Source organism: Nocardia sp. NPDC049190 (assembly GCF_040648115.1).
Taxonomy (GTDB): domain Bacteria; phylum Actinomycetota; class Actinomycetes; order Mycobacteriales; family Mycobacteriaceae; genus Nocardia.
Window position 1 is genome coordinate 22,505 of sequence record NZ_JBEZDE010000023.1, and the last position, 24,840, is coordinate 47,344.

General features: G+C 65.6%; 30 protein-coding genes and 1 pseudogene. 15 read left to right on the forward strand and 16 right to left on the reverse strand.

Translation table 11 applies throughout. From position 1 onward, the window contains the following. Nucleotides 1-129: 129 nt before the first annotated feature. Nucleotides 130-1,428, reverse strand: coding sequence for a glycosyltransferase 87 family protein (locus AB0B25_RS20275; RefSeq protein ID WP_357181586.1), 1,299 nt, complete (start codon nucleotides 1,426-1,428; stop codon nucleotides 130-132). A gap of 236 nt (nucleotides 1,429-1,664) precedes the next feature. Here AB0B25_RS20275 and AB0B25_RS20280 point away from each other — a divergent pair, with 236 nt between their 5' ends. After that, complete coding sequence (locus tag AB0B25_RS20280) at nucleotides 1,665-2,057, forward strand: ankyrin repeat domain-containing protein (protein ID WP_357181589.1); 393 nt, start codon at nucleotides 1,665-1,667, stop codon at nucleotides 2,055-2,057. An 8-nt stretch (nucleotides 2,058-2,065) separates the two neighbouring features. On the opposite strand, the gene AB0B25_RS20285 is transcribed toward AB0B25_RS20280, so the two are convergent. Continuing rightward, nucleotides 2,066-3,439, reverse strand: coding sequence for an FAD-dependent oxidoreductase (locus tag AB0B25_RS20285; RefSeq protein ID WP_357181592.1), 1,374 nt, complete (start codon nucleotides 3,437-3,439; stop codon nucleotides 2,066-2,068). Nucleotides 3,440-3,709: 270 nt separating this feature from the next. Between AB0B25_RS20285 and AB0B25_RS20290 the strand changes: the two genes are divergently transcribed. Both AB0B25_RS20290 and AB0B25_RS20295 read left to right on the forward strand, forming a co-directional pair. Further along, entirely contained in the window at nucleotides 3,710-4,078 is a 369-nt protein-coding gene (locus AB0B25_RS20290; RefSeq protein ID WP_357181594.1) for a hypothetical protein, read from the forward strand. 162 nt (nucleotides 4,079-4,240) lie between these two features. Next, nucleotides 4,241-4,987, forward strand: coding sequence for a hypothetical protein (locus AB0B25_RS20295; RefSeq protein WP_357181596.1), 747 nt, complete (start codon nucleotides 4,241-4,243; stop codon nucleotides 4,985-4,987). A gap of 25 nt (nucleotides 4,988-5,012) precedes the next feature. Here AB0B25_RS20295 and AB0B25_RS20300 read toward each other — a convergent pair whose 3' ends face one another. Together AB0B25_RS20300 and AB0B25_RS20305 are read right to left on the reverse strand one after the other, a co-directional pair. Next, nucleotides 5,013-5,504 (reverse strand): carboxymuconolactone decarboxylase family protein, encoded by a 492-nt coding sequence (locus AB0B25_RS20300; protein WP_357181599.1) that lies wholly within the window; start codon nucleotides 5,502-5,504, stop codon nucleotides 5,013-5,015. Beyond that, complete coding sequence (locus tag AB0B25_RS20305) at nucleotides 5,501-6,583, reverse strand: dihydrodipicolinate reductase (RefSeq protein ID WP_357181602.1); 1,083 nt, start codon at nucleotides 6,581-6,583, stop codon at nucleotides 5,501-5,503. Before AB0B25_RS20305 ends, AB0B25_RS20300 begins: the two co-directional genes overlap by 4 nt. 214 nt (nucleotides 6,584-6,797) lie before the next feature. Between AB0B25_RS20305 and AB0B25_RS20310 the strand changes: the two genes are divergently transcribed. The 4 genes and pseudogenes from AB0B25_RS20310 (at nucleotide 6,798) to AB0B25_RS20325 (ending at nucleotide 9,949) form a co-directional block, all read left to right on the forward strand. Further along, complete coding sequence (locus AB0B25_RS20310; RefSeq protein ID WP_357181605.1) at nucleotides 6,798-8,081, forward strand: hypothetical protein; 1,284 nt, start codon at nucleotides 6,798-6,800, stop codon at nucleotides 8,079-8,081. Nucleotides 8,082-8,491: 410 nt separating this feature from the next. After that, entirely contained in the window at nucleotides 8,492-9,064 is a 573-nt protein-coding gene (locus AB0B25_RS20315; RefSeq protein ID WP_357181608.1) for a TetR/AcrR family transcriptional regulator, read from the forward strand. A 94-nt stretch (nucleotides 9,065-9,158) separates the two neighbouring features. Further along, nucleotides 9,159-9,383, forward strand: a pseudogene (locus AB0B25_RS20320) (hypothetical protein); the annotation flags it as partial. Between the two features lie 89 nt (nucleotides 9,384-9,472). Next, nucleotides 9,473-9,949, forward strand: a complete 477-nt coding sequence (locus tag AB0B25_RS20325; protein ID WP_357181610.1) for a DUF1772 domain-containing protein — start codon at nucleotides 9,473-9,475, stop codon at nucleotides 9,947-9,949. Between the two features lie 2 nt (nucleotides 9,950-9,951). On the opposite strand, the gene AB0B25_RS20330 is transcribed toward AB0B25_RS20325, so the two are convergent. Beyond that, nucleotides 9,952-10,104 carry a hypothetical protein gene (locus AB0B25_RS20330; protein WP_357181613.1) on the reverse strand — a complete coding sequence of 51 codons (153 nt, stop codon included), beginning with the start codon at nucleotides 10,102-10,104 and terminating at the stop codon, nucleotides 9,952-9,954. A 181-nt stretch (nucleotides 10,105-10,285) separates the two neighbouring features. Between AB0B25_RS20330 and AB0B25_RS20335 the strand changes: the two genes are divergently transcribed. Next, the gene (locus tag AB0B25_RS20335) at nucleotides 10,286-10,684 is read left to right on the forward strand and encodes a PPOX class F420-dependent oxidoreductase (RefSeq protein ID WP_357181616.1); all 399 of its coding nucleotides are present in this window, start codon (nucleotides 10,286-10,288) and stop codon (nucleotides 10,682-10,684) included. Nucleotides 10,685-10,790: 106 nt separating this feature from the next. On the opposite strand, the gene AB0B25_RS20340 is transcribed toward AB0B25_RS20335, so the two are convergent. The 11 genes from AB0B25_RS20340 to AB0B25_RS20390 form a co-directional block, all read right to left on the reverse strand. Beyond that, complete coding sequence (locus AB0B25_RS20340) at nucleotides 10,791-10,970, reverse strand: hypothetical protein (protein WP_357181619.1); 180 nt, start codon at nucleotides 10,968-10,970, stop codon at nucleotides 10,791-10,793. 103 nt (nucleotides 10,971-11,073) lie between these two features. After that, on the reverse strand, nucleotides 11,074-11,991 hold the full coding sequence (thpD, locus tag AB0B25_RS20345) for an ectoine hydroxylase (RefSeq protein ID WP_357181622.1): 918 nt from the start codon (nucleotides 11,989-11,991) through the stop codon (nucleotides 11,074-11,076). Beyond that, on the reverse strand, nucleotides 11,988-12,386 hold the full coding sequence (locus tag AB0B25_RS20350) for an ectoine synthase (RefSeq protein WP_357181624.1): 399 nt from the start codon (nucleotides 12,384-12,386) through the stop codon (nucleotides 11,988-11,990). Before AB0B25_RS20350 ends, thpD begins: the two co-directional genes overlap by 4 nt. Next, on the reverse strand, nucleotides 12,383-13,660 hold the full coding sequence (gene ectB / locus AB0B25_RS20355; RefSeq protein ID WP_357181627.1) for a diaminobutyrate--2-oxoglutarate transaminase: 1,278 nt from the start codon (nucleotides 13,658-13,660) through the stop codon (nucleotides 12,383-12,385). The genes AB0B25_RS20350 and ectB overlap by 4 nt, the downstream gene beginning before the upstream one ends. Further along, nucleotides 13,657-14,259 (reverse strand): diaminobutyrate acetyltransferase, encoded by a 603-nt coding sequence (ectA, locus tag AB0B25_RS20360; RefSeq protein ID WP_357181630.1) that lies wholly within the window; start codon nucleotides 14,257-14,259, stop codon nucleotides 13,657-13,659. The genes ectB and ectA overlap by 4 nt, the downstream gene beginning before the upstream one ends. An 84-nt stretch (nucleotides 14,260-14,343) precedes the next feature. After that, complete coding sequence (locus AB0B25_RS20365) at nucleotides 14,344-15,504, reverse strand: HAMP domain-containing sensor histidine kinase (protein ID WP_357181634.1); 1,161 nt, start codon at nucleotides 15,502-15,504, stop codon at nucleotides 14,344-14,346. Next, nucleotides 15,470-16,180, reverse strand: coding sequence for a response regulator transcription factor (locus tag AB0B25_RS20370; protein ID WP_357181637.1), 711 nt, complete (start codon nucleotides 16,178-16,180; stop codon nucleotides 15,470-15,472). Before AB0B25_RS20370 ends, AB0B25_RS20365 begins: the two co-directional genes overlap by 35 nt. A 355-nt stretch (nucleotides 16,181-16,535) precedes the next feature. Continuing rightward, nucleotides 16,536-16,823, reverse strand: a complete 288-nt coding sequence (locus tag AB0B25_RS20375; RefSeq protein ID WP_357181639.1) for a hypothetical protein — start codon at nucleotides 16,821-16,823, stop codon at nucleotides 16,536-16,538. A 657-nt stretch (nucleotides 16,824-17,480) separates the two neighbouring features. Beyond that, nucleotides 17,481-18,266 (reverse strand): RNA polymerase sigma factor SigF, encoded by a 786-nt coding sequence (locus AB0B25_RS20380; RefSeq protein ID WP_357181641.1) that lies wholly within the window; start codon nucleotides 18,264-18,266, stop codon nucleotides 17,481-17,483. Beyond that, complete coding sequence (locus AB0B25_RS20385) at nucleotides 18,256-18,756, reverse strand: anti-sigma factor (RefSeq protein ID WP_357181643.1); 501 nt, start codon at nucleotides 18,754-18,756, stop codon at nucleotides 18,256-18,258. Before AB0B25_RS20385 ends, AB0B25_RS20380 begins: the two co-directional genes overlap by 11 nt. A gap of 466 nt (nucleotides 18,757-19,222) precedes the next feature. Then, the gene (locus tag AB0B25_RS20390; RefSeq protein WP_357181645.1) at nucleotides 19,223-19,642 is read right to left on the reverse strand and encodes an STAS domain-containing protein; all 420 of its coding nucleotides are present in this window, start codon (nucleotides 19,640-19,642) and stop codon (nucleotides 19,223-19,225) included. Between the two features lie 392 nt (nucleotides 19,643-20,034). On the opposite strand from AB0B25_RS20390, the gene AB0B25_RS20395 reads away from it, so the two are divergent. The 7 genes from AB0B25_RS20395 (at nucleotide 20,035) to AB0B25_RS20425 (ending at nucleotide 24,713) form a co-directional block, all read left to right on the forward strand. Continuing rightward, the gene (locus tag AB0B25_RS20395; RefSeq protein ID WP_357181648.1) at nucleotides 20,035-20,598 is read left to right on the forward strand and encodes a hypothetical protein; all 564 of its coding nucleotides are present in this window, start codon (nucleotides 20,035-20,037) and stop codon (nucleotides 20,596-20,598) included. After that, a complete protein-coding gene (locus tag AB0B25_RS20400) occupies nucleotides 20,599-20,853 on the forward strand; it encodes a BON domain-containing protein (protein ID WP_357181651.1) in 255 nt (84 codons plus the stop codon). A gap of 5 nt (nucleotides 20,854-20,858) precedes the next feature. After that, nucleotides 20,859-21,578 (forward strand): metallophosphoesterase, encoded by a 720-nt coding sequence (locus AB0B25_RS20405; protein WP_357181654.1) that lies wholly within the window; start codon nucleotides 20,859-20,861, stop codon nucleotides 21,576-21,578. A gap of 66 nt (nucleotides 21,579-21,644) precedes the next feature. Next, a complete protein-coding gene (locus tag AB0B25_RS20410; protein ID WP_357181656.1) occupies nucleotides 21,645-22,667 on the forward strand; it encodes a glycosyltransferase in 1,023 nt (340 codons plus the stop codon). 141 nt (nucleotides 22,668-22,808) lie between these two features. After that, nucleotides 22,809-23,150, forward strand: coding sequence for a hypothetical protein (locus AB0B25_RS20415; RefSeq protein ID WP_357181659.1), 342 nt, complete (start codon nucleotides 22,809-22,811; stop codon nucleotides 23,148-23,150). A gap of 289 nt (nucleotides 23,151-23,439) precedes the next feature. After that, nucleotides 23,440-24,519, forward strand: a complete 1,080-nt coding sequence (locus AB0B25_RS20420; RefSeq protein WP_357181662.1) for a glycosyltransferase family 9 protein — start codon at nucleotides 23,440-23,442, stop codon at nucleotides 24,517-24,519. Then, nucleotides 24,516-24,713 (forward strand): hypothetical protein, encoded by a 198-nt coding sequence (locus AB0B25_RS20425; protein WP_357181665.1) that lies wholly within the window; start codon nucleotides 24,516-24,518, stop codon nucleotides 24,711-24,713. Before AB0B25_RS20420 ends, AB0B25_RS20425 begins: the two co-directional genes overlap by 4 nt. The last annotated feature ends 127 nt before the right edge of the window (nucleotides 24,714-24,840 follow it).

A 24,840-nucleotide genomic window follows, 5' to 3' on the forward strand; every position in this document is an offset into this window, starting at 1 on the left:
CCCCCTTTTGCGCGCGCTCGACACCCGCCCGGAGATCCATATCCGGCAGGTCGAACGCGCGGATCGTTGCCGCTACGCGCCGAATCCCGCAGTCGGCGGCGCCGCGTACGCGGTGTGTCGCTGTGCGCGTCAGGGCTGATGGTGGGGCGACAAGGCATATGCCGACTCGTCGCGTGGACCGTCCGTATCGCGTGCCGCCGCCGTTCGCGCTCTGCTCACCAGGAAAACCACGACCAGCACCACGCTGAACCAGACATAGGTATTGCCGATGACGTGCTGCCATGGCGTCCACGCGGATTCGCGATGCTCGCCGTCGGGCAGCCAGTTCTGCGGACCGATCACGAACACAGCCGTGGTGACCGCGATCGTCACCCACCAGCCGATCGCCTGCCGGCCCGGGAGACGGGTCGTGTAGCCGACGAGGGCGAAGAGCGCGGGCGCGATCCACACCCAGTGGTGCGACCAGGAGATCGGCGAGACCAGCAGGGTGAACACCGCGTTGATAGCCAACGCCAGTGCGGGGAAAACTGCCGCCCGGCGCATCGCGACGACGACCAATGCGAGCAGCAGGGTACCGAGAACCAGCCACACAGCCGTGAAGGCGGGCTCGGGCACCTCGAATCGTGCGAACACCGCCTGGATCGACTGGTTGGTGTGGAACGCCGAACCACTCAGCCCGGATACGTTGCCCAGGCCGCCGAACCAGTACTTGACCGACTCCTTGGGCAGTATCGCGAAGCCGAGCGCCGTCGCGACCGCGCCGGTGACCGCGGCCGTCGCAGCAGCCCGGTAGTCCCGCCGCACCAGGAAGTAGAGGACGAACGCCGCGGGCGTGAGCTTGATCGCTGCGGCAATACCGATAAGCATGCCCCTCCGCCAGCGCGGCTTGTGCGTGAGGCAGTCCGCGGCGACCAAGGCCATCAGCAACAGGTTGACCTGACCGAAGTCCAGAGTCGAATGAATCGGTTCCAGCAGCAGCGCGAGCGGCGTAGCACATGCCGTGGCCCAGATCGCGAGTCGGCGCTGGGTCTCCTGCGGCCATACCCGCCGCGCGACCGAATACAGCGTAATGGCGAGCGCGGCGACCGATGAGACGAAGAATGTGAGCGCGGCCACGTCCCAGGGCAGCACCGCGAACGGGCTCAGCGCGAGTGCGGCGAACGGTGGATAGATGAACGGGAGGCCCGCGCCGATGGTGGTCTGCGGCAGCTGTCCGTACATATCCGCGCCATGCCGCAGCGCGTCGACACCGAGCCGATATACCTGCAGGTCGATGAACCCGCCGGTAATTTTGTGGAACGGCCAGACTGGTGTCAGCAGGAAGAACGCGGAGAACGCGATCGAGAGGACAGGCGCCAGCCGCACCACACGCTCGAGTCGGCGGTTTCGGGACATCGGCGTATCAGTGGTGGCGGTGACACTACTCATCCGCGGCGACTATACCGACCACGTCCGTCCGCTCGGCAGGCGGGAGACATTCATCGGTACCGGACAAGGCGAGCCACGGCATGGGCGATGACAATCGGGGTTGCATCGGCACCGGCCCGCGACCGCGGGAGGTCGGCATCATCACGGCGTCCGTAGCCCGGGCGCAGCCGGAAAAGTCCGCGACGGCACGCGGGAGGTCACCGTCTTCGGACGTGATCACGTGGTAGGAAGGGCTCGTGGGCGCTGACGAGATTGATCCGGAACTGCTCGAACTGGCCGGGAAGGTGTTCGACTTCGCTCGACGTGGTGACGCGGCCGGCTTGGCCGCCTTTGTGGACGCGGGCGTTCCGGTGAACCTCACCAACGACGCCGGCGACACGTTGCTCATGCTTGCCGCATACCACGGTCACGACGACGCGGTAGCGGCGCTACTCGAGCGGTCGGCCGACCCGAACCGCACCAATGACAAGGGCCAAACCCCCTTGGCCGGGGCGGTATTCAAGGGAGAAACGGGGATCGCGCGGCTGCTCACCGCAGCGGGAGCCGACCCGGATGCCGGCACGCCGTCCGCACGTGCCGCGGCCGTCATGTTCGGTAAGACCGATCTTCTCGAGCTGTTCGGCGCCTGAGTTTCGCGTCATCCGCGCTCCCGGACGGCCATTACCGCTTTGCGGGCCGCCACCAGTACCGGATCCCACACCGGTGAGAACGGCGGCGCATATCCGAGGTCGAGGGCCGTCATCTCCTCGACGGTCATCCGGGCGGTCAGCGCGACCGCGGCGATGTCGACACGCTTGCCCGCGCCTTCACGTCCCACGATCTGCACGCCGAGCAGCCGGCCGGTGTTGCGCTCGGCGAGCATCTTCACTGTCATCTTCGCGGTGTCAGGGTAGTAGCCAGAGCGACTGGTGGATTCGATGGTGACCGCGACATACTGCAAGCCCGCGGCGCTCGCGTCCTTCTCACGCAAGCCGGTTCGCGCCACCTCGAGGTCACACACCTTGCTGACAGCGGTACCGACAACGCCGGGAAAGATCGCGTATCCCCCGCCGATTCCCGCGCCGATGATCTGGCCATGCTTATTGGCATGCGTGCCGAGTGGGATGTGGCGTTCACGACCGGTGACCAGATCGAGCACCTCGACGCAGTCACCGCCCGCCCAGATATTCGGATGGCCGTGCACGCGCATGGCGAGATCGGTGAGCAGACCGCCGTGCACACCGACCGGTAGGCCGGCGACGCGGGCCAGTTCTGTCTCCGGGCGTACACCGATGCCGAGCACCACGACGTCCGCGGGGTAGTCGGCGGTGTCCGCCACGACCGCAGCGACCCGGCCGTCCTCGCCGGTCCGGATCTCGGTCACCTCAGCGTTGCACACGATTTTGATGCCCATTTCACACATCGCGTCGCGGACCAAAGCACCCATGTCCGGATCGAGGGTGGACATCGGTTCCGCGCCGCGGTTGACCATCGTGACGTCGTAGCCACGCTGGATGAGCGCCTCCGCCATCTCGACACCGATGTATCCCGCACCCACCACGACGGCGCGGTTTCCGCGCGCCCGCTGCAATGTCTCGATCAGCGCCTGCCCGTCATCGAGGGTCTGTACACCGTGAACACCGTCCGCGTCGATACCGGGCAGCGGCGGCCGAATGGGGCTGGCACCGGTGGCGACCACGAGCTGGTCGTAGGCCGTCCACGTTTCGGCACCGGACGCGAGGTCGCGGGACCGCACCCGGCCGCCGCTGATGTCGATCTCGGTTACCTCGGTGCGCAGTCGCACGTCGATGTCGCGGGCGCGGTGTTCCTCTGGTGTCCGCGCGATCAGGGCATCCCGGTCGGCGACGTCGCCTCCGACCCAGTAGGGAATACCGCAGGCGGAGAACGAGGTGAACCGACCGCGTTCGAAGACGACGATTTCCAGCTCGCCCGCGTCCTTCATCCTGCGCGCCTGCGAAGCCGCGGACATCCCCGTCGCATCACCGCCGATGACCACCAGTCGCTCGCTCATGGTTCTCACGCTACGACGAAAGGGAACGACGCATCGAGACTTGCTCTGGTCGCCGCCCGTGGCCGTCCTGTTCGGCGCACGAGTCACCGCGTTATGCGGATTTCCGGTTGCCGCGCAGCTGACCCGGTATTTACTTCACACTGACCTTCTGCAACTATGCCTCGGTCACCTTCTGCCTCACGCATGCCGTTCGCGTTCTCGCGCGACGGCGCCGTGCCGGGGTTCCCACTGTGGTCGACGCTGTCGGCACGCTAGGCGCCGGTCCACGCGGTGCTGTTCATCTCGTTCTTCGCTTTCGTCTTGCTGCTTCCGTCGATGCTGGTGCCGCCGACCAGCGCGCCGACCGCATACGCGGCGGCCACCTCGATCGCGACCATCGGTCTGTATATCGCCTGGGGCGTTCCACTTCCGCTGCGCCAACTGTGCGGCGGCCGATTTCGCAGCGGCCCAGGGCAACTCGGCGCTCGGTACCGGCCGACCGGCGTGGTCGCCCTGATCTGGATCGTGGTGATCAGGGTCCTGCTCATCCTGCCCACCGGCGATCGCGGTTATCCGTGGCACGACGAGTTCACCTGGAACGTCGTGAATTACGCACCGATCACCTTGGTGGCGGTGGTGGTCGCGATCGGGATCTGGTAGCTGATGTCGGCACGGACCTGGTTCAACGGTCCGAAGCGAACCGTGGACGAACCTCCTGCCGACGAATCGGATAGCGAGACGACCGCCGTCGCCTGAGCGATCGTGCACGGCGGCGAGCCGGCGTGTCGAATTTGTCGGCTCCGATCGCTAGTGTTCGTCGGCATGGAAAGGACCGACCTGGTGCGTGTTTCGCCTACCGGGAGGATTGTGTTCCCGGGAAATCCATGGCCCGACGGGCATGCGATCGAGGAATTCGCCTGGACCGGGCGCATCGATCCGGCGGGCCGCCTGTGGTTCGATCTCCACCTCAGGTCCGCGGACTACAACACCGAGCGCACGCCCGAGGACGATGCGGACGGACAGGACGACAAAGACGACTGGTCCTCACCGATAGTCTGGAACAACTACCACTGCTGCACGCTGTCGTCCACGTATTGGGGCGAGGACGACGAGACGGGATTTCGTGCCGCCGAGCCCGGTCGAGCCTTTCTGTTGACAGCGGATCAGCCGCAGCGGCTGGTGGCCGATCCCCTGCCCCTTGCCCAGTTCGACGACGTCGAAAGCCTCGCGTTCAATATCTATCTGCTCGGGCATGATTCGGTCGCCGACCAGGAAGTGTCGTTCACCCGGCGTGCTGACGGCCGGCATGACATCGACTGGCAGGGCCGGATCGCGCTCACCTACGTGAGTCGGTACGAATTCGAGTACGAGTTCCGCGCCCAAATATCCGGCGCCACACTCGACTTCATTCGCTTTCCCGCACACTTCTCGGTCGAACAGGCGCGTCAGAGATTGGCCGCGGTGCTGGACGCGCCTGAGGAATTCGAGCTCGGTCTGGTTGACGGTCAGCCCGCTTGGGTATCGAAACCGACGATCCGCCGACCTGGGCCTGTTGCCAGACCGCACTGAGCCGCGCTACTTCGCGTGATCGGACCTATCGGCCGGACAGGTGACCGGGCAGCACGCAGATCGCGTCCAGGCCGAGAACGTGGTTGAGTCGGCCGAAGGCGAGCCAGGAGCCGATGCTCATGCTGAGTTCGACTACTTCGACTTGACTGAAGTGGGCGAACATTCGGGCCCAGAACTGGTCGTCCAGGTTATGGTGATCGGTGGCATACCGCTCGGCGTATTCGGCGGCGAGGCGGGTGCGTTCGTCGAACGCATCGGTGCCGCGCCAATCGGCAACGGCGTCCGCGAATTCGGGCTCCACTTTTGTCCCGTCGCGTTCGGTGCGCCAGTCCTGACAGAACAGGCACCCGTTGATCTGTGCAATTCTCAGCCGGGCCGCCTCGAACTCCCGTAGACCCAGTGTGCTGTGCGAATACACCGACAGCGAGAAGTTGGACGCGGCGATACCGATACCGGGGACCATTTCCCCCCAGACGTATCCGATCGGATCTTTCCCCTGAGGAATGTCGATGATCATCTTTGTATCCTTCCGAGTTTGCCGACTGCGGGGCGTAGGGGAACATCCAGCGCGTCGTAGAGTCCGGGATCCGCCGTCATCAGCCAATCGATCGCGCTCACCAAACGCCCAACGGCCGTGGCGTTCCCGCCGGCAGCGCGGTTGCCGGCCGGATCGGTCGCCTCGACCGTCACTTCGATACGCGGGATACCCTCGATGATCACGCGGTGTGCGCCCGCGCCGCCGTCGGCGGGTACGGGCCAGTCGGGAGCGCAGGACGGGTGGATGCGGGTGACGTGCTCGATGACCAGGCGTGGTTCACCTTCGACGATGCCCTGCACCTCGAACCGCACGGCGCCCTGCGTGCCCGCCTCGAACTCCCCCATGGATCTGGTGGTGATGGTGCAATCCAGTGCTCGGCGGTCCAGTGTTTCGCGGATCTCGTCGAGTTCGACGCCGAGCGCCCGCGCCATCAGCCGAATCTGCCCACCCCACACCATAGTCGGCACCGACGGCGCCACCATCGGTGGCTGATAGTCCATCGGTTGCCCCATGCCGACCAGGTAGCGCACCGAGTCCGGTTGGTCATAGGTGGAATAGTCGAAGATCTCCTGGCAACGAATCACCTCGACCGTGCTGCCGAGTCCGCTGACCAACAGCGGCAGGACGTCATTGCCCCATCCGGGGTCGATGCCGGAGACGAATAGCGAACCGCCGCCCTCGGCAATCGCGGCGAGCACTGGCTCGCGCACCTCTGCCGGCGCGTTACGCGGGTCGTAAAGCGCGTAGAGCGCGGGCGTGACGACCACGGCACCCGCTCGGAGTGCGCGAATGATGTCGGCGAGCGCGTCGTCGGGGCGGATGTCGCCGGAGGCCGCGTAGACGACGGCGTCCGGGACCGCTGCGAGCGCTCCATCAATGTCATCGCTGGCCGCGATGCCCAACACATAGTCGAGGCCGCCGAGCTCACCCGCGTCTCGGCCGACCTTGCCGGGATCGTGGACGAGCACTCCGGTCAGGCGCAGTGCAGGATGGGCTTCGACAGCCCTGATGGCTGCCTGGCCGACATTGCCGGTGCCCCAGACCACCGTGGAGATCATCAATTGAGCGTAGCAAGCGCTTGGTCGGCCGTGCGTTATTCCGCACAAGCCAGCGCGCATCACGCCGCGTGAACTCTCCGGCCTCGATCCCCACCGCGGCGGCTCCGGACCCCTGGGTATCGGCGAACAAGTCTGGTCGGCGTCGAGTTACGGTATACCCCCGCGGCACAGCACAGGGACGGTGGTACGGATCGGGTGGAAGGCAGACACGACAATGAACGACCCGTATTCGTCGTGGACCGCGCGGAATTCGCCCGATGAGCCGCCGCTGTCCGCCCGCTACCAGAGTGCCGACCCGATCGTCTGGCACGGCAGCATGGTCTATCCGATGTACACCGAGCAGATCGGACCTTCGCCCACTACCGTCACCGTGACGCTGGTGTCGGCGGCGCCGCCCGCGGGACTGCGCGGGCTGGGGATGGGTCTGTCCGTGGTGGACGGCTACGTGGATCTGCACGGACGTTCGCTCGCCGGGGTTGACGCGTGGACCGACGCGTTGGCTGCCGGGGTCAGTTTCGCCGTGACGCCCACGGCGCCCGGCACTCTGGTGACGCTCACCCCGGTGTGGGTAGATGAATTCGGCACCCAGAAGTCCTGGATCGGCAACTACGGCATCGTAGTGGAGCACCGGACCAACGGCCGAGTCGTCCTGTGGTGCAGTATCGGTGAAGGACCGCCGAATTTCGCGAACCTTGTGGTGGAGGTACACACTGCGCCCACCGTTGTCGGGCCTGATATGTCCGTCCCTACCACGCCGGCCACGGCGCCGATCGCCACGAGCACGCCTTCGACTCGCTCTGCCGCCTCGGCTGGGCCGCCTACCGCACCGACCATGCCCGTTCCTCGCATCGATGTGAACCTGCAGCCCGCCGTGTCGCCCCCGCCCGCAAGCCCATCTCCCGCTGAGCCGCTCGCGACCACGAACGACCACCCACCAACCCGGGAGCAACCGGCGAAGGCCCCGCGGACCCGGCCTTCCGGCACGCTTTTCGCCAATGCGCCATCTCCCCAAAGCCCGCAACCCGCGGTGGACATCAGGCCCGCCACACCGAGCCCTAGTGCGCAGATCTCGGAAACCCCGGCCGCTCCGGAGTTGGTGCCGCAGGCCGACAACCAGCCGATGGCAATTTCCCCGCAACGGCAGGTGGGTTCGGACCAGACCGGTGATCCAGGCTATCGCAGCGCACTGTACGACCTCGGCGTCGCCATGCACAGCCGCGGCGAGGAGGAGCAGGCGTGCGGACTCTGGGCGCAGGCCGCCGAGGCAGGACATGCCGCAGCCGCATATGAACTCGGCGCAGTCCGGTTACGACGGGGGGAGCTGGCCGGAGCCGTTTTTTGGTGGCGCACCGCAGCCGACCGTCGCGATTCGCGTGCGATGGCCGGACTTGCCGAATTGCTGGACCAGCAGGGCAACCACGACGAGGCAAGAATCTGGCAGACACGTGCGGCGGAGGAGCACGCGTCCAACATGGCTGTTCAGCCGACTTCTGACTGATTCCAGCACAATTCGGCATTGACGCCCTCAGCGCGCAACCGTCTAGGTTGCGTCCGCTCGTCCGGCGTCACGGGGGTTCCGACTGGTGAGATCGCGTATTCAACTGTCGACTTATCTATTCGCAGCGGTTCGTGGTCGGGGTTCGCTACCCCGTAACGTCCCGCAGGTGACCGGGCGTGGTGACTCGTCAACTGTCTGTCGCCGGTGTGGTCGCACCGAAGCGGCCCAGGTGGGCGGCGCATTGTTGGGCGTCTTCTTGGAGCACATCTGGTGCGCGGCTCCCAGCAGCGACAAGCTGGTTGCGAGGCGGGTGCCGACCATGAGGACGCTCCAATGTCTAGCAATGCTATTGACAAGTGTGACACGAAATCTAGTAACACTAGATTGTCAAGCGATGCTATAGTCGACCTATGGGGATCCGGACGCGACGAGAACGGGAACGCGCCGAACGGCACCGGCTGATCATCGACACCGCTCGGGAGTTGGCCGAGTCGCAGGGCTGGGACGCGGTGACTGTCCGCAGGCTGGCGGAACGGATCGAATACAGCCAGCCTGTGCTGTATTCGCACTTCGCGGGCAAGGACGAGATCGTCACGGCGGTCGCCGAGGAAGGCATCGCGGAGATGGCCGCGTGGAGCCGCGCGGCGTTGGAGTCCGCGGGCGGCGAGCCGCGCGCAGCGTTGGCGGCGGTGGCGCGGTCCTACCTCGACTTCGCGACCGCGCGGCCCGCGCTCTACGACGCGATGTTCCTGATGAAGGTGAACCTCGCGTTCGGCGAGAATGCCTCGCAGCCGCTGCGGGACGCGTTCGCCGTCATGTTCGCCGCCTTCTCACCGTTCGCGGGCGAGCACGATCCAGAGACCTTCACCGAGGTCGGCTGGAGCGCCCTGCACGGCCTGGCGACCCTGGACCGCGGCGGACGTCTGCGGCCGACTCAGCGGGACGCCCGCCTGGCGGTGTTGGTCGACCAGTGGACCCGGTAGACCTCTGCCGAGTCCATGGTTTCCGAGCCGATGGGGCCACTGGTCTCCCGCATGGGCGCGGACGCTGTCGCGATCGGCCACCAGCGCCGCCACCGTGCTGGACCCCACCCGCGAACACCAGGTCACCGCAACAGTCGATCTGACCCTGATCGGCCACTACTACGAACGGTTCGCCGACAACGCCGTCGAGGTCGGACGCCACACCATCTTCCTGTCCGGCGAAACCGCCGACCGTTGGACCCCACGCGCCGGCGACAGCGTCTGCTCGGTCGGAACGGGCATGTGCAGCTTGCCTATCCGAGCGCGATCCCGCCGGTAGCGATCTGGAATCTAGCAAAGCTAGACAAGATAGCGGACAAATGTTACCGTTGCTCCAGTTTCTAACTCTGCTAGAATTTGGAGCCGAAAATGCTCATTGTCACCGGCCAGATCATCGCCGCCATCGCCGTTCTCGCCAATGCCGTCGTCTATGGCGCCGATGTCTGCGCGGCTGTGATCTTCCGGTCCGTGTACCGCAAGCTCGATGATGCGACCGTGACCATGAGTGCGGGATGGGGTCACTATTACGGCGATAAGCGCATGCCGGTCTTCGGTGTGGGTGGTGTGGTCACCGCGGTGCTTACACTGCTGATCGCGCTGTGGGCCGGGCAGATCGGCGCCGCTGTCGCGGCGGGGATCACGGTGGCGGCACTGCTGACCTGGCTCGCCTTCTACGTCCGCATCGCCAAGCCGATCAATTCCCGGCAGACCGCCGCTGCGCAGAGCGGCATCATTCCGGCCAATGCCCGTGCGCTGCAGGACGAGTGGGACAGCATTCTGAGGTACCGGGTCACCCTGCAGTTCATTGCCATTGCCGGACTGTGCGCCGCGCTGATCCTGTTCTGATCTCAGACCACGCGGTAGGCGGTGTCGCGCGTGAGTAGGTGGTCGGTGCACCAGTAGAAACACAGGCGCAACTCGGATCTGGTGTGCGGTCGCGAGACCGCGGAGAAGCGAGCCAGGTAGGCGAGCCCGGCCAGCCACCAGTACGAGTTCGTCACCAGCGAAACTGAATCGAGATCGGAGGAGGTAGCCATCCTCCACGACGCCACGGTCCCGCTGAACCGCCGACGCAAGACGCGCGGGACGCGGCAGGCAACAGCTTGCGCTTCCCCCACCCGACAGCTTCCGGCTGATCGCCGGGGGCACACCTGATATCGAATTCACTGAGGAGTAACTGATATGACCTTCACCATCAATGAGCAGCAGTTCCTCGCGGAGGCCGGGATCGGTCGGCTGGCCACGGTGTCACCCGACGGCGTTGTGCAGAATAACCCGACCAGCTATCGGGTGAACGCCGACGGCACGATCGACATCGGAGGCATGCGGATGCGTGGCAGTCGAAAGTACCGCAATGTCGAGGCGGGCAGCCGGGTGTCGTTCGTCATCGACCAACAGGTTTCATTGGAGCCATACGTAATTCGCGGCATCGAGGTACGCGGCACGGCCGAGGCGCTCGATGACGAGGAGCCACCGTTCCAAGCCCAGGAACGCGCGGTCATCCGAATTCACCCCGAACGGGTTATCTCCTGGGGCATCGACGGCGGATCCTTCGACTTCACCAGTCGCGGCGCCGAGTAGTCAGGCATCGTGGGCGATCCCACAAGAAAGGCAGTCACCGACCGACCGGTAGTGAGCGTACTTGCGCTACCAGCGAAAACACTAACTACCCGGCCTTGGGGGAACCTCACGTGTACGCCGACCGTCGAAGCCACTCTCGGTAGGTCTCGTGCCGGAATTGGTAGGCGGTGCCGGTCACTCGTAGCAGGCCACTGCGACGAGTCCAGTCGAGAAACACCTTGGGCTTACTCGGGAACGCCCTGGTGAGCCGGAAGACGAGTGCCGCAACGAAGTATCGTCCGCTCACAAGCCCCCTGATGAGCCCGATCGTGAGCCCTCCCTTGCGGCGCTGCCAGCGAGCCACAACGCAGGACGGCTCGCGCCCGCACCGGATCGCCGGGCCGGGCCGATCACGCGGACAGCGGCGTGAATTCGCGGCTGCCGATATAGCCGGGCCGGGGCGACGGTGCGGCAAACGGCTCGACGAGGGTGTTCTCCATGCTGTTGAACACCAGAAAGATGTTCGAGCGCGGGAATGGCGTGATGTTGTTCGACGAGCCGTGCATCAGGTTGGAGTCGAACAGCAGCGCCGACCCCGCCCGACCGGTGAATTGGCTGATCCCGTACCGCGCCGCCAACGCGGCGATATCGTCGGCGGTCGGCACACCGATCTCCTGCTCCTGCAACGACTCCCGGTAGTGCTCGGCCGGCGTGCTGCCGAGGCAGGGTACGAAGGTGCGGTGCGAGCCCGGCATGACCATCAGGCTGCCATTGATCGGATAGTTGTCGGTCAGCGCGATCGACAGGCTCACCGCACGCGGCGCCGGCATGCCGTCCTCCGCGTGCCAGGTCTCGAAATCCGAGTGCCAGTAAAAGCCCGTACCGCGGAAGCCGGGCATATAGTTGACCCGGCTCTGGTGCACATATACCTCCGAGCCCAACACCTGCCTGGCCAGTCCGAGGACGCGTTCCTCGCGCACCAGCTCGGCGATGGCTGCGCTGAGCTTGTGCACCTCGAAGATCGAACGCACCCGATTCGACGACTTCTCCACGATGAGCCGGTCGTCGTCACGCAACGCTGGGTCGCTTGCGAGTCGGTCGATTTCACCACTGAACTCGGCCACTTCCGCGGGCGTCAGCAGCTCGTCGACGATCACGAACCCGTCGGCGTCGAACGAGGCGAGTTCCTTGCTGTCGACCGTGCCCCATACCGTGGGATCGGCACGCTCCAAGTGTGGCGCAGGCATGCTCAGCCGAGTCGGGTAGCGATCGAACTGGTCGAGTTCCGGTCGAGAATCGGTGCGCTGCAGAAACATTACTGTTCTCATCCTCCGATCGTCGTGGCGACCAGCGGGTAGACGCCGTCGCTGTCGTGAACCTCCTGCCCCGTGACCGGCGGGTTGAACACACACATCATTCGCATCGTGCTACGTACTTCGAGGCGGTGGCGTTCGTGTCCGTCGAGCAGATACATCGAGCCGGGCGCGAGCTCGTAAGTGTCGCCGTTGTCCAAGTCGGTCAACGTACCCTCGCCCTCGACGAGCCACACCGCCTCCACGTGGTAGCGGTAGTGGAACTCGTGCACGGTGCCGGCTTCGATGGTGGTCTCGTGGAAGGAGAAACCCACGCCGTCGCCGCCGAGGACGATGCGCTTGCTGCGCCAGCCCCGGCCCGCTACGTCGCGCTCGGTATCGGTGATCTCCGCGGTGGTGCGCACGATCATGCGGCCGCTCCCATTCCACCGCACACCGTGTCCACGGCGCCGGTAAGGATGTGCAAGCCCTGGTCGAGCTCTTCGTCGGTGATCGTCAATGGCGGAAGCAACTTGACCACCTCATCGCTGGAGCCGGAGGTTTCTACCAGTAGACCACGCTCGAATGCGATTTGGCAGACCTTGCTCGCCTGCGACGGGTCGTCGAACACCACACCCTGCACCAGGCCTCGTCCGCGGGTCGAGAGGCCGGGGAAGTATCCGGCCAACTCACCGAGGATGCCACCGATCCGCTCTCCCTTGGCCTGCGTCGAGGCCTGCAGGGCGCCGTCGGACCAGAAATGTTTCAGCGCGGCGGTTGCGGTGACGAATGCCGGGTTGTTGCCGCGGAAAGTGCCGTTGTGCTCCCCCGGTGACCACTGATCGAGTTCTGGCTTGAACAGCACCAACGCCATCGGCAAGCCGTAGCCGCCGATCGACTTCGACAGCGTGACGATATCGGGCGTGATACCGGCGATCTCGAAGGAGAAGAACGGGCCGGTACGTCCGCAGCCCATCTGCACGTCGTCGACGATCAGCAGGATTTCCCTGGCGGCGCAGAGACTGGCCAGGTGGCGCAGCCATTCGGCGCGCGCGACATTGACCCCGCCCTCGCCTTGCACCGTCTCCACGATCACCGCCGCCGGGCGATCGAAGCCCGAGGAAGTGTCGTCGAGCACCTTCTCCATCCACTGGAAGTCGGCGGTCGTGCCGTCGAAGTAACCGTCATAGGGCATGTGTGCGACGTGCACCAGTGGCACGCCCGCGCCCGCGCGCTTGGCTGCGTTGCCGGTCACCGACAGCGCGCCGAGCGACATGCCGTGGAAGGCGTTCGTGAAGCTGACTATCGTCTCGCGACCAGTGATCTTGCGGGCCAGCTTGAGTGCGGCCTCCACGGCGTTGGCGCCGGTCGGCCCGGGGAACTGGACCTTGTAATCCAGACCGCGCGGGCTGAACACCGTGTCACGCAGAGTCTCGAGCAGTTCGCGCTTGGCCGTCGTGGACATGTCCAGGCCGTGGGTGATGCCGTCGCTCGCGATGTAGTCCAGCAGCGGGCGCTTGAGTACCTCGTTGTTGTGGCCGTAGTTCAGCGCACCGGCGCCCGCGAAGAAGTCGAGGTAGTCCTTGCCGTCCTCGTCGCGCAGCCAGCTGCCTTTCGCTGTGGTGAACACGGTGGGCCAGGCGCGGCAATAACCGCGCACATTCGATTCGAGACTCTCGAAAACAGTGGTGTCGGCGCTGATCATCGGTGGTCCTCCTCGGTGGAGCGAGCAATCCGTTCGATGCGGTACAGGTCCTCGGGTGCATGGCGGTCGGGAAAGACGCCTGCATCGAACAACGGGCGCTTGGTGATGGCGGCCGCTCTGGTCCGGGCCACCGACGTGAACAAGGCGATCGACGCGGAGTTGTCCGGCGAGATCGTGGTCTCCAGTACCGAAACTCCGTGGACCGCGACGTTGTTCAGCAACGTGTGCAGCAACTCGACTCCGGTGCCACGGCCGCGCTGTGCGCGTTCCACCGCGATCTGCCAGACGAAGACGGTGTCCAGCGCCTGCGGGCGGACGAATCCGATCACGTATCCCACAATGCGTCCGCCTACCTCGGCGACCACGGAGGTGCTCGCGAAATCGCGGCACCAGAGCAGATACGCGTAGCTCGAATTGGTATCGAGCACCGTGGAGTCCTTCGCGATCCGCCACATCTGAGCGCCATCGGCCAGGCGGGGTGCGCGCAGGATCACGGCCGGTCCGGCGGGTTGCCGATTCGAGGTGGCCCCCAAGTCAGCTGCGGCGTTCTCGATGCGCAATCGCTCGGCATCCGCTGTGGACAGGATTGGCGGTGACATACAACTCCCTCGTCGGGTCAGCACTACTTATCCAGATTTGCGAAGCGACTTTGAGGTGAACCTGTCGGCTTCTTTACGGTCGTGTTACGGATGGATGTCGTCCAACCGGGGCAGGCGCACCACGAACCGTGCGCCACCGCCGGGACGCTCCGTGCATTCGACCCGGCCGCGATGAGTGGCGATGGTCTCGGCCACCAACGCGAGGCCGATGCCGGTTCCAGTGACCGAGCGACGGGCGTTGTGTCCGGTCGCGAACCTTTTGAAGATGCGGATCCGGTCGGTGGGCAGTACACCAGGGCCCGCATCGTCGACGGTGATTACCGCGTCGGTGCCGTCGCGGCTCGCGGTGACCGCCACCACACCGCCGCCGTGCCGATCCGCGTTGTGCAGCAAATTGGCGACCGCGCGCTCCAGCTCCAATTTGCGGCCGCGCACGGTGACGTCCTGGGCCACCGTCAGCAGTTCCGCCGGGTAGCGTCGGTCGGCCAGCGTGTGGGTCAGCAGATCACGGACAGACAGCGGCTCGGCGTCCCCGTGGTGCATACCCGCCTCCACACGGGCGAGGGCGAGTAGGTCGTCCAGCAGCCTGCGCAGGTGGTCGACCTCGTCGGTGACCAGGCCGAGCGCGCGCCGCGAGCGCTCCGGCAGATCGTCGCGGTGCCGATTGAGCACGTCGACGCTGGCCATCAATGTCGTCAGCGGCGTGCGCAGCTCATGGCTGACATCGCCGAAGAGCCGGTGTTCGCGCACGATGCGGCGCTGCAGCGAGTCCACCATCGTGTTGAACGACTCCACGGTGGTGGCCAGATCCGGGTCCCGGGTGGCCGACAGCCGCAAGTCCAGATCGCCGGAGGCGATGCGTGCTGCCGTCCTGGCGAGCTGGTGCAGCGGAGTCAGAACGCGTCTACTCGCCCACCACCCCACGGCGGCCGCGATCAGCGTCACCACGACGGCACCCGCGATCAGCACATTACGCAGCAGCTCCAGGTTCGAATCCAGGTCGCCGGACTGCTCGGCGCCCGTCTGCGGTCGCTCTGCCTCCAGGTAGCTGCGGCTGATGATGAATACCGAGACGGCGAGCACCAGCGACGCCAGCGCGGCCATCGCCGCGAAGGCGGCGGTCACCCGGCCGCGCAGGCTCCAGGCATTCGGGTTCCAGTGTTTCGCGTCCAGGAACCGCTCAGCGTTGAACCGCTCAGCGTTGAACCGCTCAGCGTTGAACATCGAGTCGGTAGCCGAGCCCACGCACCGTCACAACAATGCGCGGATCCGACGGATCCCGTTCGATCTTGGTGCGCAACCTGCGCATATGGACGTCCACAATGCGCTCGTCGCCGAAGAACCCACGATCCCACACCCGCTCGAGCAGGACCGTGCGGCTCAGCACGCGGCCAGGCGCCTCCGCCAGTTCGCACAACAGCCGGAACTCGGTGAGCGTGAGCCGGATCTCCTCGTCGCCGCGCCGGACGACCCCGCTGTCCTGCGCGAGCACCAGCGGCGTCATGTCGTCGGCGTCGAGAACAACCTCTTGCGGCGTCTCGCGCTCGGCGCTGAACCGTGCGCGGCGGCGCACCGCGCGCATCCGGGCAGTGATCTCCTTGATCTCGAACGGCTTCGTGACGAAATCATCAGCGCCCGCCTCCAGCGCCGCCACCACGTCATGGGTGTCGTCGCGTGCGCTCACCACAATGATCGGCACATCATGGTCACGGCGAATTTCCCGAATACATTCGAATCCGTCCATACCGCCGAGCATCAGATCGACGATCATCACGTCGGGGACGCCATTGCTTCGCAGAAGGGTGAGTGCGTCCTCGGCTTCCTCTGCCTCGTCGACGTCGTAACCTTCGTCCTCCATGGCGAGTCGTAATGCGCCACGGACCCGGTCGTCGTCTTCTACGATCATCAGGTTTGCGCTCAAAGACCTTATCCCTTGCAGACACGCGGACGTGCGCAACGATGAGGAGAATCGCATCCCCATACCGACGCGACATTCCGCTTTCGAGCAACCTTGCCTCGTCTGATGTACCCGATGATACCGGCCGGTAAACGTTCTACGGTCCGGCGCAGAGCCGTGCGCACCCATCGGTGGCCGCGATTCCCACGGTTGATCGGCCGCTGAAAATCGGTCACTGACAGCGGCTGCGCCGCCCGCTTTTGCCCGCATCGCCGCGCAGGCCGGGGACGGGCACAGCACCGGATCGGCGCACCGCACACACCGGTCGACGTCGGTCCGACAACCGGTGACCGGACTCACGCCGAATATGACAGGCCGGTCACCATCGCGTGATGTTCGGATGCTCGAGGCGGTTGAAGTTACTCGGTGAACCGTCGGGTCGCCGATCCTGATAGCGGAAATGCAATTGCCGCGCATCGAACGTGGCGAACCATTCGTCCCAACCCACGGTGCGTAGGACCGCGCCACCGTACCCGGGGAAGTCGAAGCGCAGGACCCCCAGCCGCCCGTTGTATTCGCTGCCGGGCAGGGTCGCGGGGCGGGCTCCACGTTGCTCTGCCCATCGACGAATCACGTCATGATTCGTCGTGATGCGGGTATCGTTCATGTGCTCCGCTCGCCGCGCAGGGGATGAGACTTCCGGTACGGATCTCGGCCACCGCGAACTGCCCGACTCGGGGTTCCGGGTGCCTGGTCGTCGCTGATCGTTCATGACGAACTCCTCGGAGCCGTTGGCGTCGTTTGTCCGGCTCCCCTTCACGTACCCCACGTCGTCGAGGCGCAAACCGTGCGCACCGGGCACCGATCGATCCTCCGTTCGACTGATTCGACGCGGGGTGGGCGGGTACCCCGATGACGTCCCGTGGTGCGGTCCGTTGCCCAGGTCGACCTGCGTTTATCGGCGCCCGACGCTTTCCGCGGATGTCACATCGGGACGCACCGCCCGAGCGATGAGGAGACGCAGGAACATGACCCGTCCGGTACCACCCGATCCCAGCCCGATTCCGCCGGAGCCGACCCCAGCTCCGGCGCCACCGGTGCCTCCCGAACCTGCGCCGCCTGAGCCACAGCCCGTCCCGCCGGTGCCGCCGCGACCGCGCCCGGGACCGGCCCCGGAGCCGCCACTACCGCCGGGACCCGATCCGTTCCCGGCCCCGGATCCGCAGCCACCGGGGCCGGCGCCGGATCCCGTGCCACCGGATCCGCTGTAGCCACGGCCTTTCGCCGACGGGCCACGATAGGACGCGTCGTGCCGTTCGGCGTATCAGTCCCGCAAGGCCCGGTCGCGCAGCTGGTGCAACGTTCGGGACAGGATGCGTGACACATGCATCTGGGAGACGCCCAGCCGGTCCGCGATCTGGGTCTGCGTCAGCGATTCGAAGAACCGCATCACCAGGACCTGCCGCTCACGCTCGGGCAGCTCCTCGATCAGCGGGCGAACTGCCACATAGTCCTCCACCACGCGGTAGGACGTCTCCTCCGCGCCGAGACTTTCCAACAACGGCAATGGCGGGTTGTCGATGTCGCCGCCCGCGACTGCATCGATGGAGGAAGACTGATAGGCGTTGCCCGCGATGAGGGCCTGGGTGACTTCCACCAGATCCACGTCCAACTCCGCGGCGATCTCTCTCGCCCGGGGCATCCGGCCGAGCCGCTGGGACAGCGTCTCCACTGTGGCGCCGATACCGAGCTGGATCTCCTTGACCCGGCGGGGCACGCGCACCGCCCAGGTGTTGTCCCGGAAATGACGGCGTACCTCGCCCATGATGGTCGGCACCGCGAAGGACAGAAAAGACGAACCGCGGGTGACGTCGAAGCGGTCCGTCGCTTGGACGAGGCCGAGGCGCGCGACCTGCAGCAGGTCATCGAAGTTCTCGCCGCGGCCGGAGAATTTTCGCGCGATGTGCTCGGCCAGCGGTAGGCACCGGCCGATCAATTCCGATCGCAAGGCCGGTCGACGCGGGTCGTCGGCATCCATCGCGGCGATATTTTCGAACAGTGGCTCGATATTGTCGTAACTGTCGCTACGCGATCTCGATTCACCGCGCATCCGGCACACCTCGAACCCAACTGAAGTCCACGATGGTCGGATACCCGCGCAGTACTCCGTCATAGGGGCTTTGCACCGTGGCGATCGACTCGGTCAGGGTTCGGATGATGTGCCAGCCGAAGTCCCTCTCGTCTACCACTGAGGCCGAGCCCGCGATCGACGAGGCGTGGACGAACATTTGGTCGGTGTCGTAGGTGAAGTCGCAATCGATCGTCGAACCGGGGACGGCGTCCAGGATGAGAGAGGTAGCCACCTCGTCCAACGCCAACCGAATATCGGTCACCTCATCGAGTGCGAAATCCGCAATGAGAGCCACTGTTTCCGCGAGGGCCCGCAGCATAGTCAGCTGCTCCAACCGGGCAGGTACGCGCACACCGACCGTGGTCGTGTCGGTCGAGGATCGGGAGGTCCACTTCCCCATGCCCATCACCACCTTGTTCTCGCAGTCGGCCGGGGCGACCACACCGCTGCTGACGCTCCCCGAGTTCATCGCGCGACAGCCGACACACCGCGATACCGCGTCCCTCACCCGTGACGTACCCGCCGCATGGTGCTCGAAACGCCGACGATCCGAGCCGGCCGCGGGTCACCTGTCGGTGACATCGATGTAGCACCGGACGTGCCGGCCACCCGTTCGCACTCGTCGGGCATGATGTCGGCCACCCACATCAAGTGGCGGACGCGACCGGCGCCGTACTGATGATCCGGTGTCTGCTGGAGAACGCTCCGAATTCTCGCGAGTACTTCGCAAGCGCAGTCACGACCTCGGCCGAGTCCTCCAGATTCTTGTGACCGACTCGGCAGAAACTCGCCCGAACCCGACCACTCGATCCGCGCGCGAGGCGGTCCTCGAGTGGTAGCGACCCACTCTCCGACATCTCGTCAGCATCTGTCAGGACAACGGCCGGTCGGGAACGCACTCGGCTCCCAGAACGAGGTCGCGTGGACAGGGCGGCTCAGGAGTCCAGTGCTGCCCGCATCGACGGGTACCGGTGAAACAGCCGTCGCACATCGGTGACCTCGAGGGCACGCTCGACCGCCTGGCAGCCCGCGACGATGCGGAGGTCGGGCCCCCCGCGTGTGTCTCGGGTTCGTTTCACCGCGCCCAGTGTGGCCGCGACCCGCAGACTGAGGAATCGCGCGGCGCGCAGGTCGACGACAATGGCATGACAATCCGACTCGGCCGCCTTGTTGACCGCACGGAAGAACTCGGCGTATGCGGCGGCATCCAGCTCGCCTTCGACCCGTACGACGACACATTCTCGGCGGCGGTCCACGTACTGCGCCCACAATCGCGCATTCCGGCGGGTCTTCGGCCCCGAGCCGTTTCGGTGTACTCCGTCGGCGTGCTCGCGAAGCAAAGAGATGGCGGACATACTGAACCTCCCGTACAAGGGGGGATTTCCAGTCCTACGCGACAGAGCGGCGGTCCGCGGAAGGATGTCGTGGCGAGGTCGTCGCTACCCTCCGCCGATCGACACGCCCGAGACTGTGCTCGCGAGTCGAACCGGGTTCGGCTGTAGTCTCAACCTGCGTACAGTCTGTCATGGTCCGGTTCCGCTGTCACAGGTTCAGACAGGAACGGCCGCGGCGGATCGAGGCAGTCGTGCCCGATGGCTCACGATCGCGCGGCACACAGCGTCGATCTCACTTATGAGGTTATCCCCGCGTTGCTTCCTGATCGGGTCTCGTCGATTCGCCCGGTGTGGTCGGTCTCATCCCTGGTCTGCTCACGATTAACCGGTAGACCCTCGGGTACCACCGCAGCATGGCCGTGACGATCGACCAATTGCTGCACGCGCTGACCCGTGCGGTGAACTCGTTGTCCGGCGCCGACGTCAAATTCGCGGTGGCAGGTGGTTGCGCCGTCTACGCCCGCGGCGGCCCGATCTCGCAGCACGATGTGGACATCTTCGTCAAGCCGCAGGACGCGTCGCGGGCTGTACAGACGATGGCCCGTAGTGGACTGCGAGTGTGTGATCCGCCGGAAGATTGGCTTCGCAAGGTGTACGACGGGGATGTCCTGATCGATGTGATCTTCCGGCCGAACGATCGTGAAGTGACCGATGAATTGCTCGATCGTGCCACTGTGATGCGGATCGGACCGACGGCGGCGCCGGTGATCAGTGGCACCGACCTCATGGTGGACAAGATTCTGGTCTTCGACGCGCATCGGCTCGACCTCAGCCCCGTGCTGCACATCGCTCGTGACGTCCGCGAACAGGTGAACTGGACAGAGGTGCGGGCCCGCACGGCCGAGTCGCCGTATGCCAGGGCTTTCCTCGGGCTACTCGATGACCTCGGCATCACCGATACGCGGAAGGCGGACTGAATGGAGCAACCCCAGTACCTCGTCGCCCACCTGCGCAGGGCGCTCGCCGAGGATCCGCGAACCGCCGAACTCGGAGTGCACGTGACGATTCGCGGCGAAGTGGTCGTGCTCGGCGGCGAAGTGAGCAGTGAGAGCGTCAAACAACAGGTGGAGACCGTAGTGCGCGAACAGCTTCCGCACGCACGGATCCACAACGATCTGCACGTCACACAACATGCCGCGCCCACGGACAGCGAAGATCTCGGAAGGGGTTGAACAGCATGCGAATCGCGGCGGTCGGCGATGTCCACCTGGGCGCGGAGTCTCGCGGTCAATACCGGCCCGCGATGCGCGAGCTACCTCAGCACGCCGACATCCTCCTGTTGGCCGGTGACCTGACCAGGCATGGCACCCTCGACGAAGCCGAGGTCGTCGCAGCGGAGTTCTGCGACATCGGTGTCCCGGTCGTCGCGGTGCTCGGCAACCACGACCACCACAGTGATGTCGAGCAGGACATCGCGAAACTGCTCACCGACCATGGCATCACCGTGTTGGAAGGAACGGCGGCGCGTTTCGAGATCGACGGGTACAGTCTCGGGGTCGCCGGCACCAAGGGCTTCGGCGGTGGATTCGCCGGAAAATGTGCCAGCGTCTTCGGGGAACGACTGATGCGCGAATTCGCCAGACATACAGTGGATCTCGCAGAATCATTGAGCGACGCGCTCGCCGAATCGGACACCGACATCACGGTCGCACTGACTCACTACTCCCCCGTCAGTGACACCTTGCACGGCGAGCCGCGCGAGATCTACCCATTTCTCGGCTCCTACCTGCTCGGCGAGGCGATCGACGCCAGCGGCGCCGACCTGGCACTGCACGGCCACGCGCACGCAGGGGCCGAACGTGGCACCACCCCGGGGGGCATCCGGGTGCGCAATGTCGCCCAGCCGGTCATCCGTTCCGCGTACGCCGTCTACGAATTGCACCCGAACGCGGACTGATCGACGCGGACCACATTTCCTCGCGGACACCCGTTTCGGACCAGGCGACTCGGGCATTCGACAGGCATGGAAGCTCCGACGACTCATTCGAACGGGGCGACGAGACCGCTCAACGTCCTCGTCTGGAATGTGCACGACTTCTGGACGACCTCGTTCGTACGAGGTCGGCACCGGTACCTGGTGCCGCGCGACGGCGAACGCGGCGAATGGGCACGGGGCAGACGCGGCCGCGCGTGGCCTCCCAATGCCATCGAGGTCGCACCCGCCGATCTCGCCGACGAAGACATCGACATCGTCGTCCTGCAGCGCCCGCACGAATTGGATCTGGTGTCCGAATGGCTGGGCCGCTCTCCCGGCACCGACCTGCCCGCGATCTACCTCGAGCACGACCCGCCGACCGCGCACGCGGCGCTCACGCGGCATCCGCTGGCGGACCGGACCGATGTCCAGCTCGTGCATGTCACGCACTTCAACCGACTCATGTGGGACAACGGGCGGTGCCCGACCACGGTCATCCCGCACGGGGTGCTCGATCCGGGGCATCTGTACACCGGAGAACTCCCACGAGCGGCAACGATCATCAACGAGCCGGTGCACCGCTGGCGAATTACCGGCACCGATCTGCTTGGTTCGCTATCCGACGCCGCGCCGATCGACGTCTATGGCATGGGCACCGAACAGCTGCACGCGGCACTGTGCGTCGAACCACAGCGGGTGTGCGGCCTCGGCGATCTAGTCCAGGACCACTTGCACGCCGAGTTGGCGCGCCGCCGGGTATTCGTGCACATCCCCCGCTGGACCTCGCTGGGTATGTCGGTGATCGAGGCAATGTATCTCGGGATGCCGATCGTCGCGATCGGCACCACCGAGGCATCGGCTTCCATTCCGGCCGAGGCGGGTGTCGTGTCCACCGAACCGGAAATCCTCACCGAGGCGATCCGACTATTTCTGCACGAACCCATGTTCGCCCAACTGACCGGCAAAGCGGCCAGGCACTGGGCTCACGCCAATTTCGGGATCGAGGAGTTCGTCGCCAGCTGGGACCACCTCCTCGTCGAATCCGCCCATGGACAACACGCGACCGGCTGAGTGGCCGCAACAGGTCGCCCGACTGGACAACGCAGGTCGTAGCCGCCGCAAGACAGCTCCCGCGGCGACCGGTTGCTCGGCAACGAAAGGGGTATTCGGTCGAACGCGCACTGTGTGGATTCAGCACGAAAGGACACTCTCATGCCTCACGGAACCGACGAACCGGCTCGGGAGTACGACCGTACCGAGCATCGCCCGCGCCCGGAACAGAGTTTTCCGGACTACACCAGATCCGATCGGCAGCATGCGGGAGAATCCATCCAGGACACTCGAAACTGGCCGGGGATACTCCTGTTCGCGGTCAGCATCGTCACCGTCGGACTCACCTTGACCGCCGCGGGCTACGGCTTCGAAGGTTGGGCGATCATCGCAGGCGTCGTCGCCACGGTGTGCCTGTGCTTCGGTGTCTTCCTGATCGCGGCCGAACACCGTCGGGTCAAGACATACGAAGGACGCGCGCTGAGCGATCCGGGCGGCCACTGATTCGGTGCCGCAGACCAGGGTGCGAATCACAACGTGCTGCCGCGGTATCCACGAATTCGCCTGCGGCCAGGCCGATCCGCACACCCTCTGTCACGGCGAACCTTTCGGGTGTCCTGATGCCCGGATTACACGACGCCGCCCCCGAAAACCGGGACAGCGGTACGGAACGAGTTTCAAACGACGGAGTCGGGGCATTGCCGACATACGACCGAACGGGCCGATGGTGTCTTGCGTGAAACACGGTCGAGCAGAAAATGATCGGGCCCTGGTCCGGACGAAAGGGTGATCGATGGACGGCTGTCGTGCCGAAACCGACGGCCTGCCCGCGGCGCTGTTCGACCGCGCCTACCCGCCGACCGCGTACAAGCATGACGAACGTTCCCTGGCCCGCAGCAACGTCGACAGATCCACCGCAGGATGCGCGCACGTGATATTGGTGCTGCGCGCACTCGGCCTCGGTGACCTACTGACCGCGGTGCCCGCCCTGCGGGCGCTCCGTGCCGCCCGCCCGCGAGACCGGTTGGTATTGGCGGCACCGGGTTGGCTGCGACCTGTCGTCGATCTGGCCGATTGCGTGGACGAACTGCACGCCACCCCGATGGCAGGGGCGCTGCGCTGGAACGCGGCGCCACCCTCGATTGCGGTCAATCTGCACGGCGGCGGTCCGGCGAGCATCACCGATCTGCTCGCGACCGGTCCGGAACAGCTGATCACTTATCGACATAGAGACTTTCCGCTGGTGCCCGGACCGCAGTGGCCCACAGACGTGCACGAGACCAGCCGCTGGTGCATGCTGCTCGAGTCGGCCGGGATCCCAGCCGATCCGACTCGGCTCGACCTCGATCCCCCACCGGGCGCCTCCAGCACACGCACGCACATCGTCGTGCACCCGGGTGGCAGCGCACCCGCCAGGCGATGGCCCGCAACACGGTTCGCCACGGTAACCGCGAATCTACGGGAGTGGGGCTACCCGATCATGGTGACCGGCGGTGCCGACGACGCGGCCCTCGCCCAGTTCGTCGCCGAACGAGCAGGGCTGCCACGCCATGCCGCCGTAGCAGGAGAACTGACGCTCGGCCAACTGGCCACCACGATTGCGGGCGCTGCCCTGGTGGTGAGCGGCGATACCGACGTCGGGCACCTGGCCACCGCATTCGGAACACCATCGGTACTCGTGTTCGGGCCGAACCCGCCCGAGTGGTGGGGGCCGCCCTCGCACCGGCAGCGCCATACCGCACTGTGGGCCGGGCACACGAGCGATCCGCACGCCGCCGAACCAGATCGCGGTCTCCTGATGATCAATGCCGCCGAAGTAGCGGCAGCTGCCGACCGGCAGCTGGCAGCCTGGAATTGTGAGGCACAAGTATGACAACCCACCACCTCCAGAACGTCGCCGATCTGCTGCTCGTGCAACACAGTCGAATGCGAGAACTGGTCGATGACATGCTGCTGGGCGCTTCGGACACCGATCGGCAGGAGTCGCTGAAGGAATTAGCACGTTTGCTCGCCGTCCACGAGGCCACCCAGGCCGAATTCCTGCACAGCACGGTGCGATCCAGGTAATTGCCCTGCGCGGAGTCGCCTGTGGGCCCGGCCAACTCGATCCCGGGCCCGAGACCGTACTTCAATCACGGTGGTCTTCGTTCGCGAACAGGCATCCATTCATTCCAGATACTCGTCCAACTCCACG

Coding starts and splice junctions, on each gene's coding strand:
- AB0B25_RS20275 (WP_357181586.1), bottom strand. CDS start 1,428: ATGAGTAGTGTCACCGCCACCACTGATACGCCGATGTCCCGAAACCGC.
- AB0B25_RS20285 (WP_357181592.1), bottom strand. CDS start 3,439: ATGAGCGAGCGACTGGTGGTCATCGGCGGTGATGCGACGGGGATGTCC.
- AB0B25_RS20295 (WP_357181596.1), top strand. CDS start 4,241: ATGGAAAGGACCGACCTGGTGCGTGTTTCGCCTACCGGGAGGATTGTG.
- AB0B25_RS20300 (WP_357181599.1), bottom strand. CDS start 5,504: ATGATCATCGACATTCCTCAGGGGAAAGATCCGATCGGATACGTCTGG.
- AB0B25_RS20305 (WP_357181602.1), bottom strand. CDS start 6,583: ATGATCTCCACGGTGGTCTGGGGCACCGGCAATGTCGGCCAGGCAGCC.
- AB0B25_RS20310 (WP_357181605.1), top strand. CDS start 6,798: ATGAACGACCCGTATTCGTCGTGGACCGCGCGGAATTCGCCCGATGAG.
- AB0B25_RS20315 (WP_357181608.1), top strand. CDS start 8,492: ATGGGGATCCGGACGCGACGAGAACGGGAACGCGCCGAACGGCACCGG.
- AB0B25_RS20325 (WP_357181610.1), top strand. CDS start 9,473: ATGCTCATTGTCACCGGCCAGATCATCGCCGCCATCGCCGTTCTCGCC.
- AB0B25_RS20335 (WP_357181616.1), top strand. CDS start 10,286: ATGACCTTCACCATCAATGAGCAGCAGTTCCTCGCGGAGGCCGGGATC.
- thpD (WP_357181622.1), bottom strand. CDS start 11,991: ATGAGAACAGTAATGTTTCTGCAGCGCACCGATTCTCGACCGGAACTC.
- AB0B25_RS20350 (WP_357181624.1), bottom strand. CDS start 12,386: ATGATCGTGCGCACCACCGCGGAGATCACCGATACCGAGCGCGACGTA.
- ectB (WP_357181627.1), bottom strand. CDS start 13,660: ATGATCAGCGCCGACACCACTGTTTTCGAGAGTCTCGAATCGAATGTG.
- ectA (WP_357181630.1), bottom strand. CDS start 14,259: ATGTCACCGCCAATCCTGTCCACAGCGGATGCCGAGCGATTGCGCATC.
- AB0B25_RS20375 (WP_357181639.1), bottom strand. CDS start 16,823: ATGAACGATACCCGCATCACGACGAATCATGACGTGATTCGTCGATGG.
- AB0B25_RS20380 (WP_357181641.1), bottom strand. CDS start 18,266: ATGCGCGGTGAATCGAGATCGCGTAGCGACAGTTACGACAATATCGAG.
- AB0B25_RS20385 (WP_357181643.1), bottom strand. CDS start 18,756: ATGAACTCGGGGAGCGTCAGCAGCGGTGTGGTCGCCCCGGCCGACTGC.
- AB0B25_RS20390 (WP_357181645.1), bottom strand. CDS start 19,642: ATGTCCGCCATCTCTTTGCTTCGCGAGCACGCCGACGGAGTACACCGA.
- AB0B25_RS20395 (WP_357181648.1), top strand. CDS start 20,035: ATGGCCGTGACGATCGACCAATTGCTGCACGCGCTGACCCGTGCGGTG.
- AB0B25_RS20400 (WP_357181651.1), top strand. CDS start 20,599: ATGGAGCAACCCCAGTACCTCGTCGCCCACCTGCGCAGGGCGCTCGCC.
- AB0B25_RS20405 (WP_357181654.1), top strand. CDS start 20,859: ATGCGAATCGCGGCGGTCGGCGATGTCCACCTGGGCGCGGAGTCTCGC.
- AB0B25_RS20410 (WP_357181656.1), top strand. CDS start 21,645: ATGGAAGCTCCGACGACTCATTCGAACGGGGCGACGAGACCGCTCAAC.
- AB0B25_RS20415 (WP_357181659.1), top strand. CDS start 22,809: ATGCCTCACGGAACCGACGAACCGGCTCGGGAGTACGACCGTACCGAG.
- AB0B25_RS20420 (WP_357181662.1), top strand. CDS start 23,440: ATGGACGGCTGTCGTGCCGAAACCGACGGCCTGCCCGCGGCGCTGTTC.
- AB0B25_RS20425 (WP_357181665.1), top strand. CDS start 24,516: ATGACAACCCACCACCTCCAGAACGTCGCCGATCTGCTGCTCGTGCAA.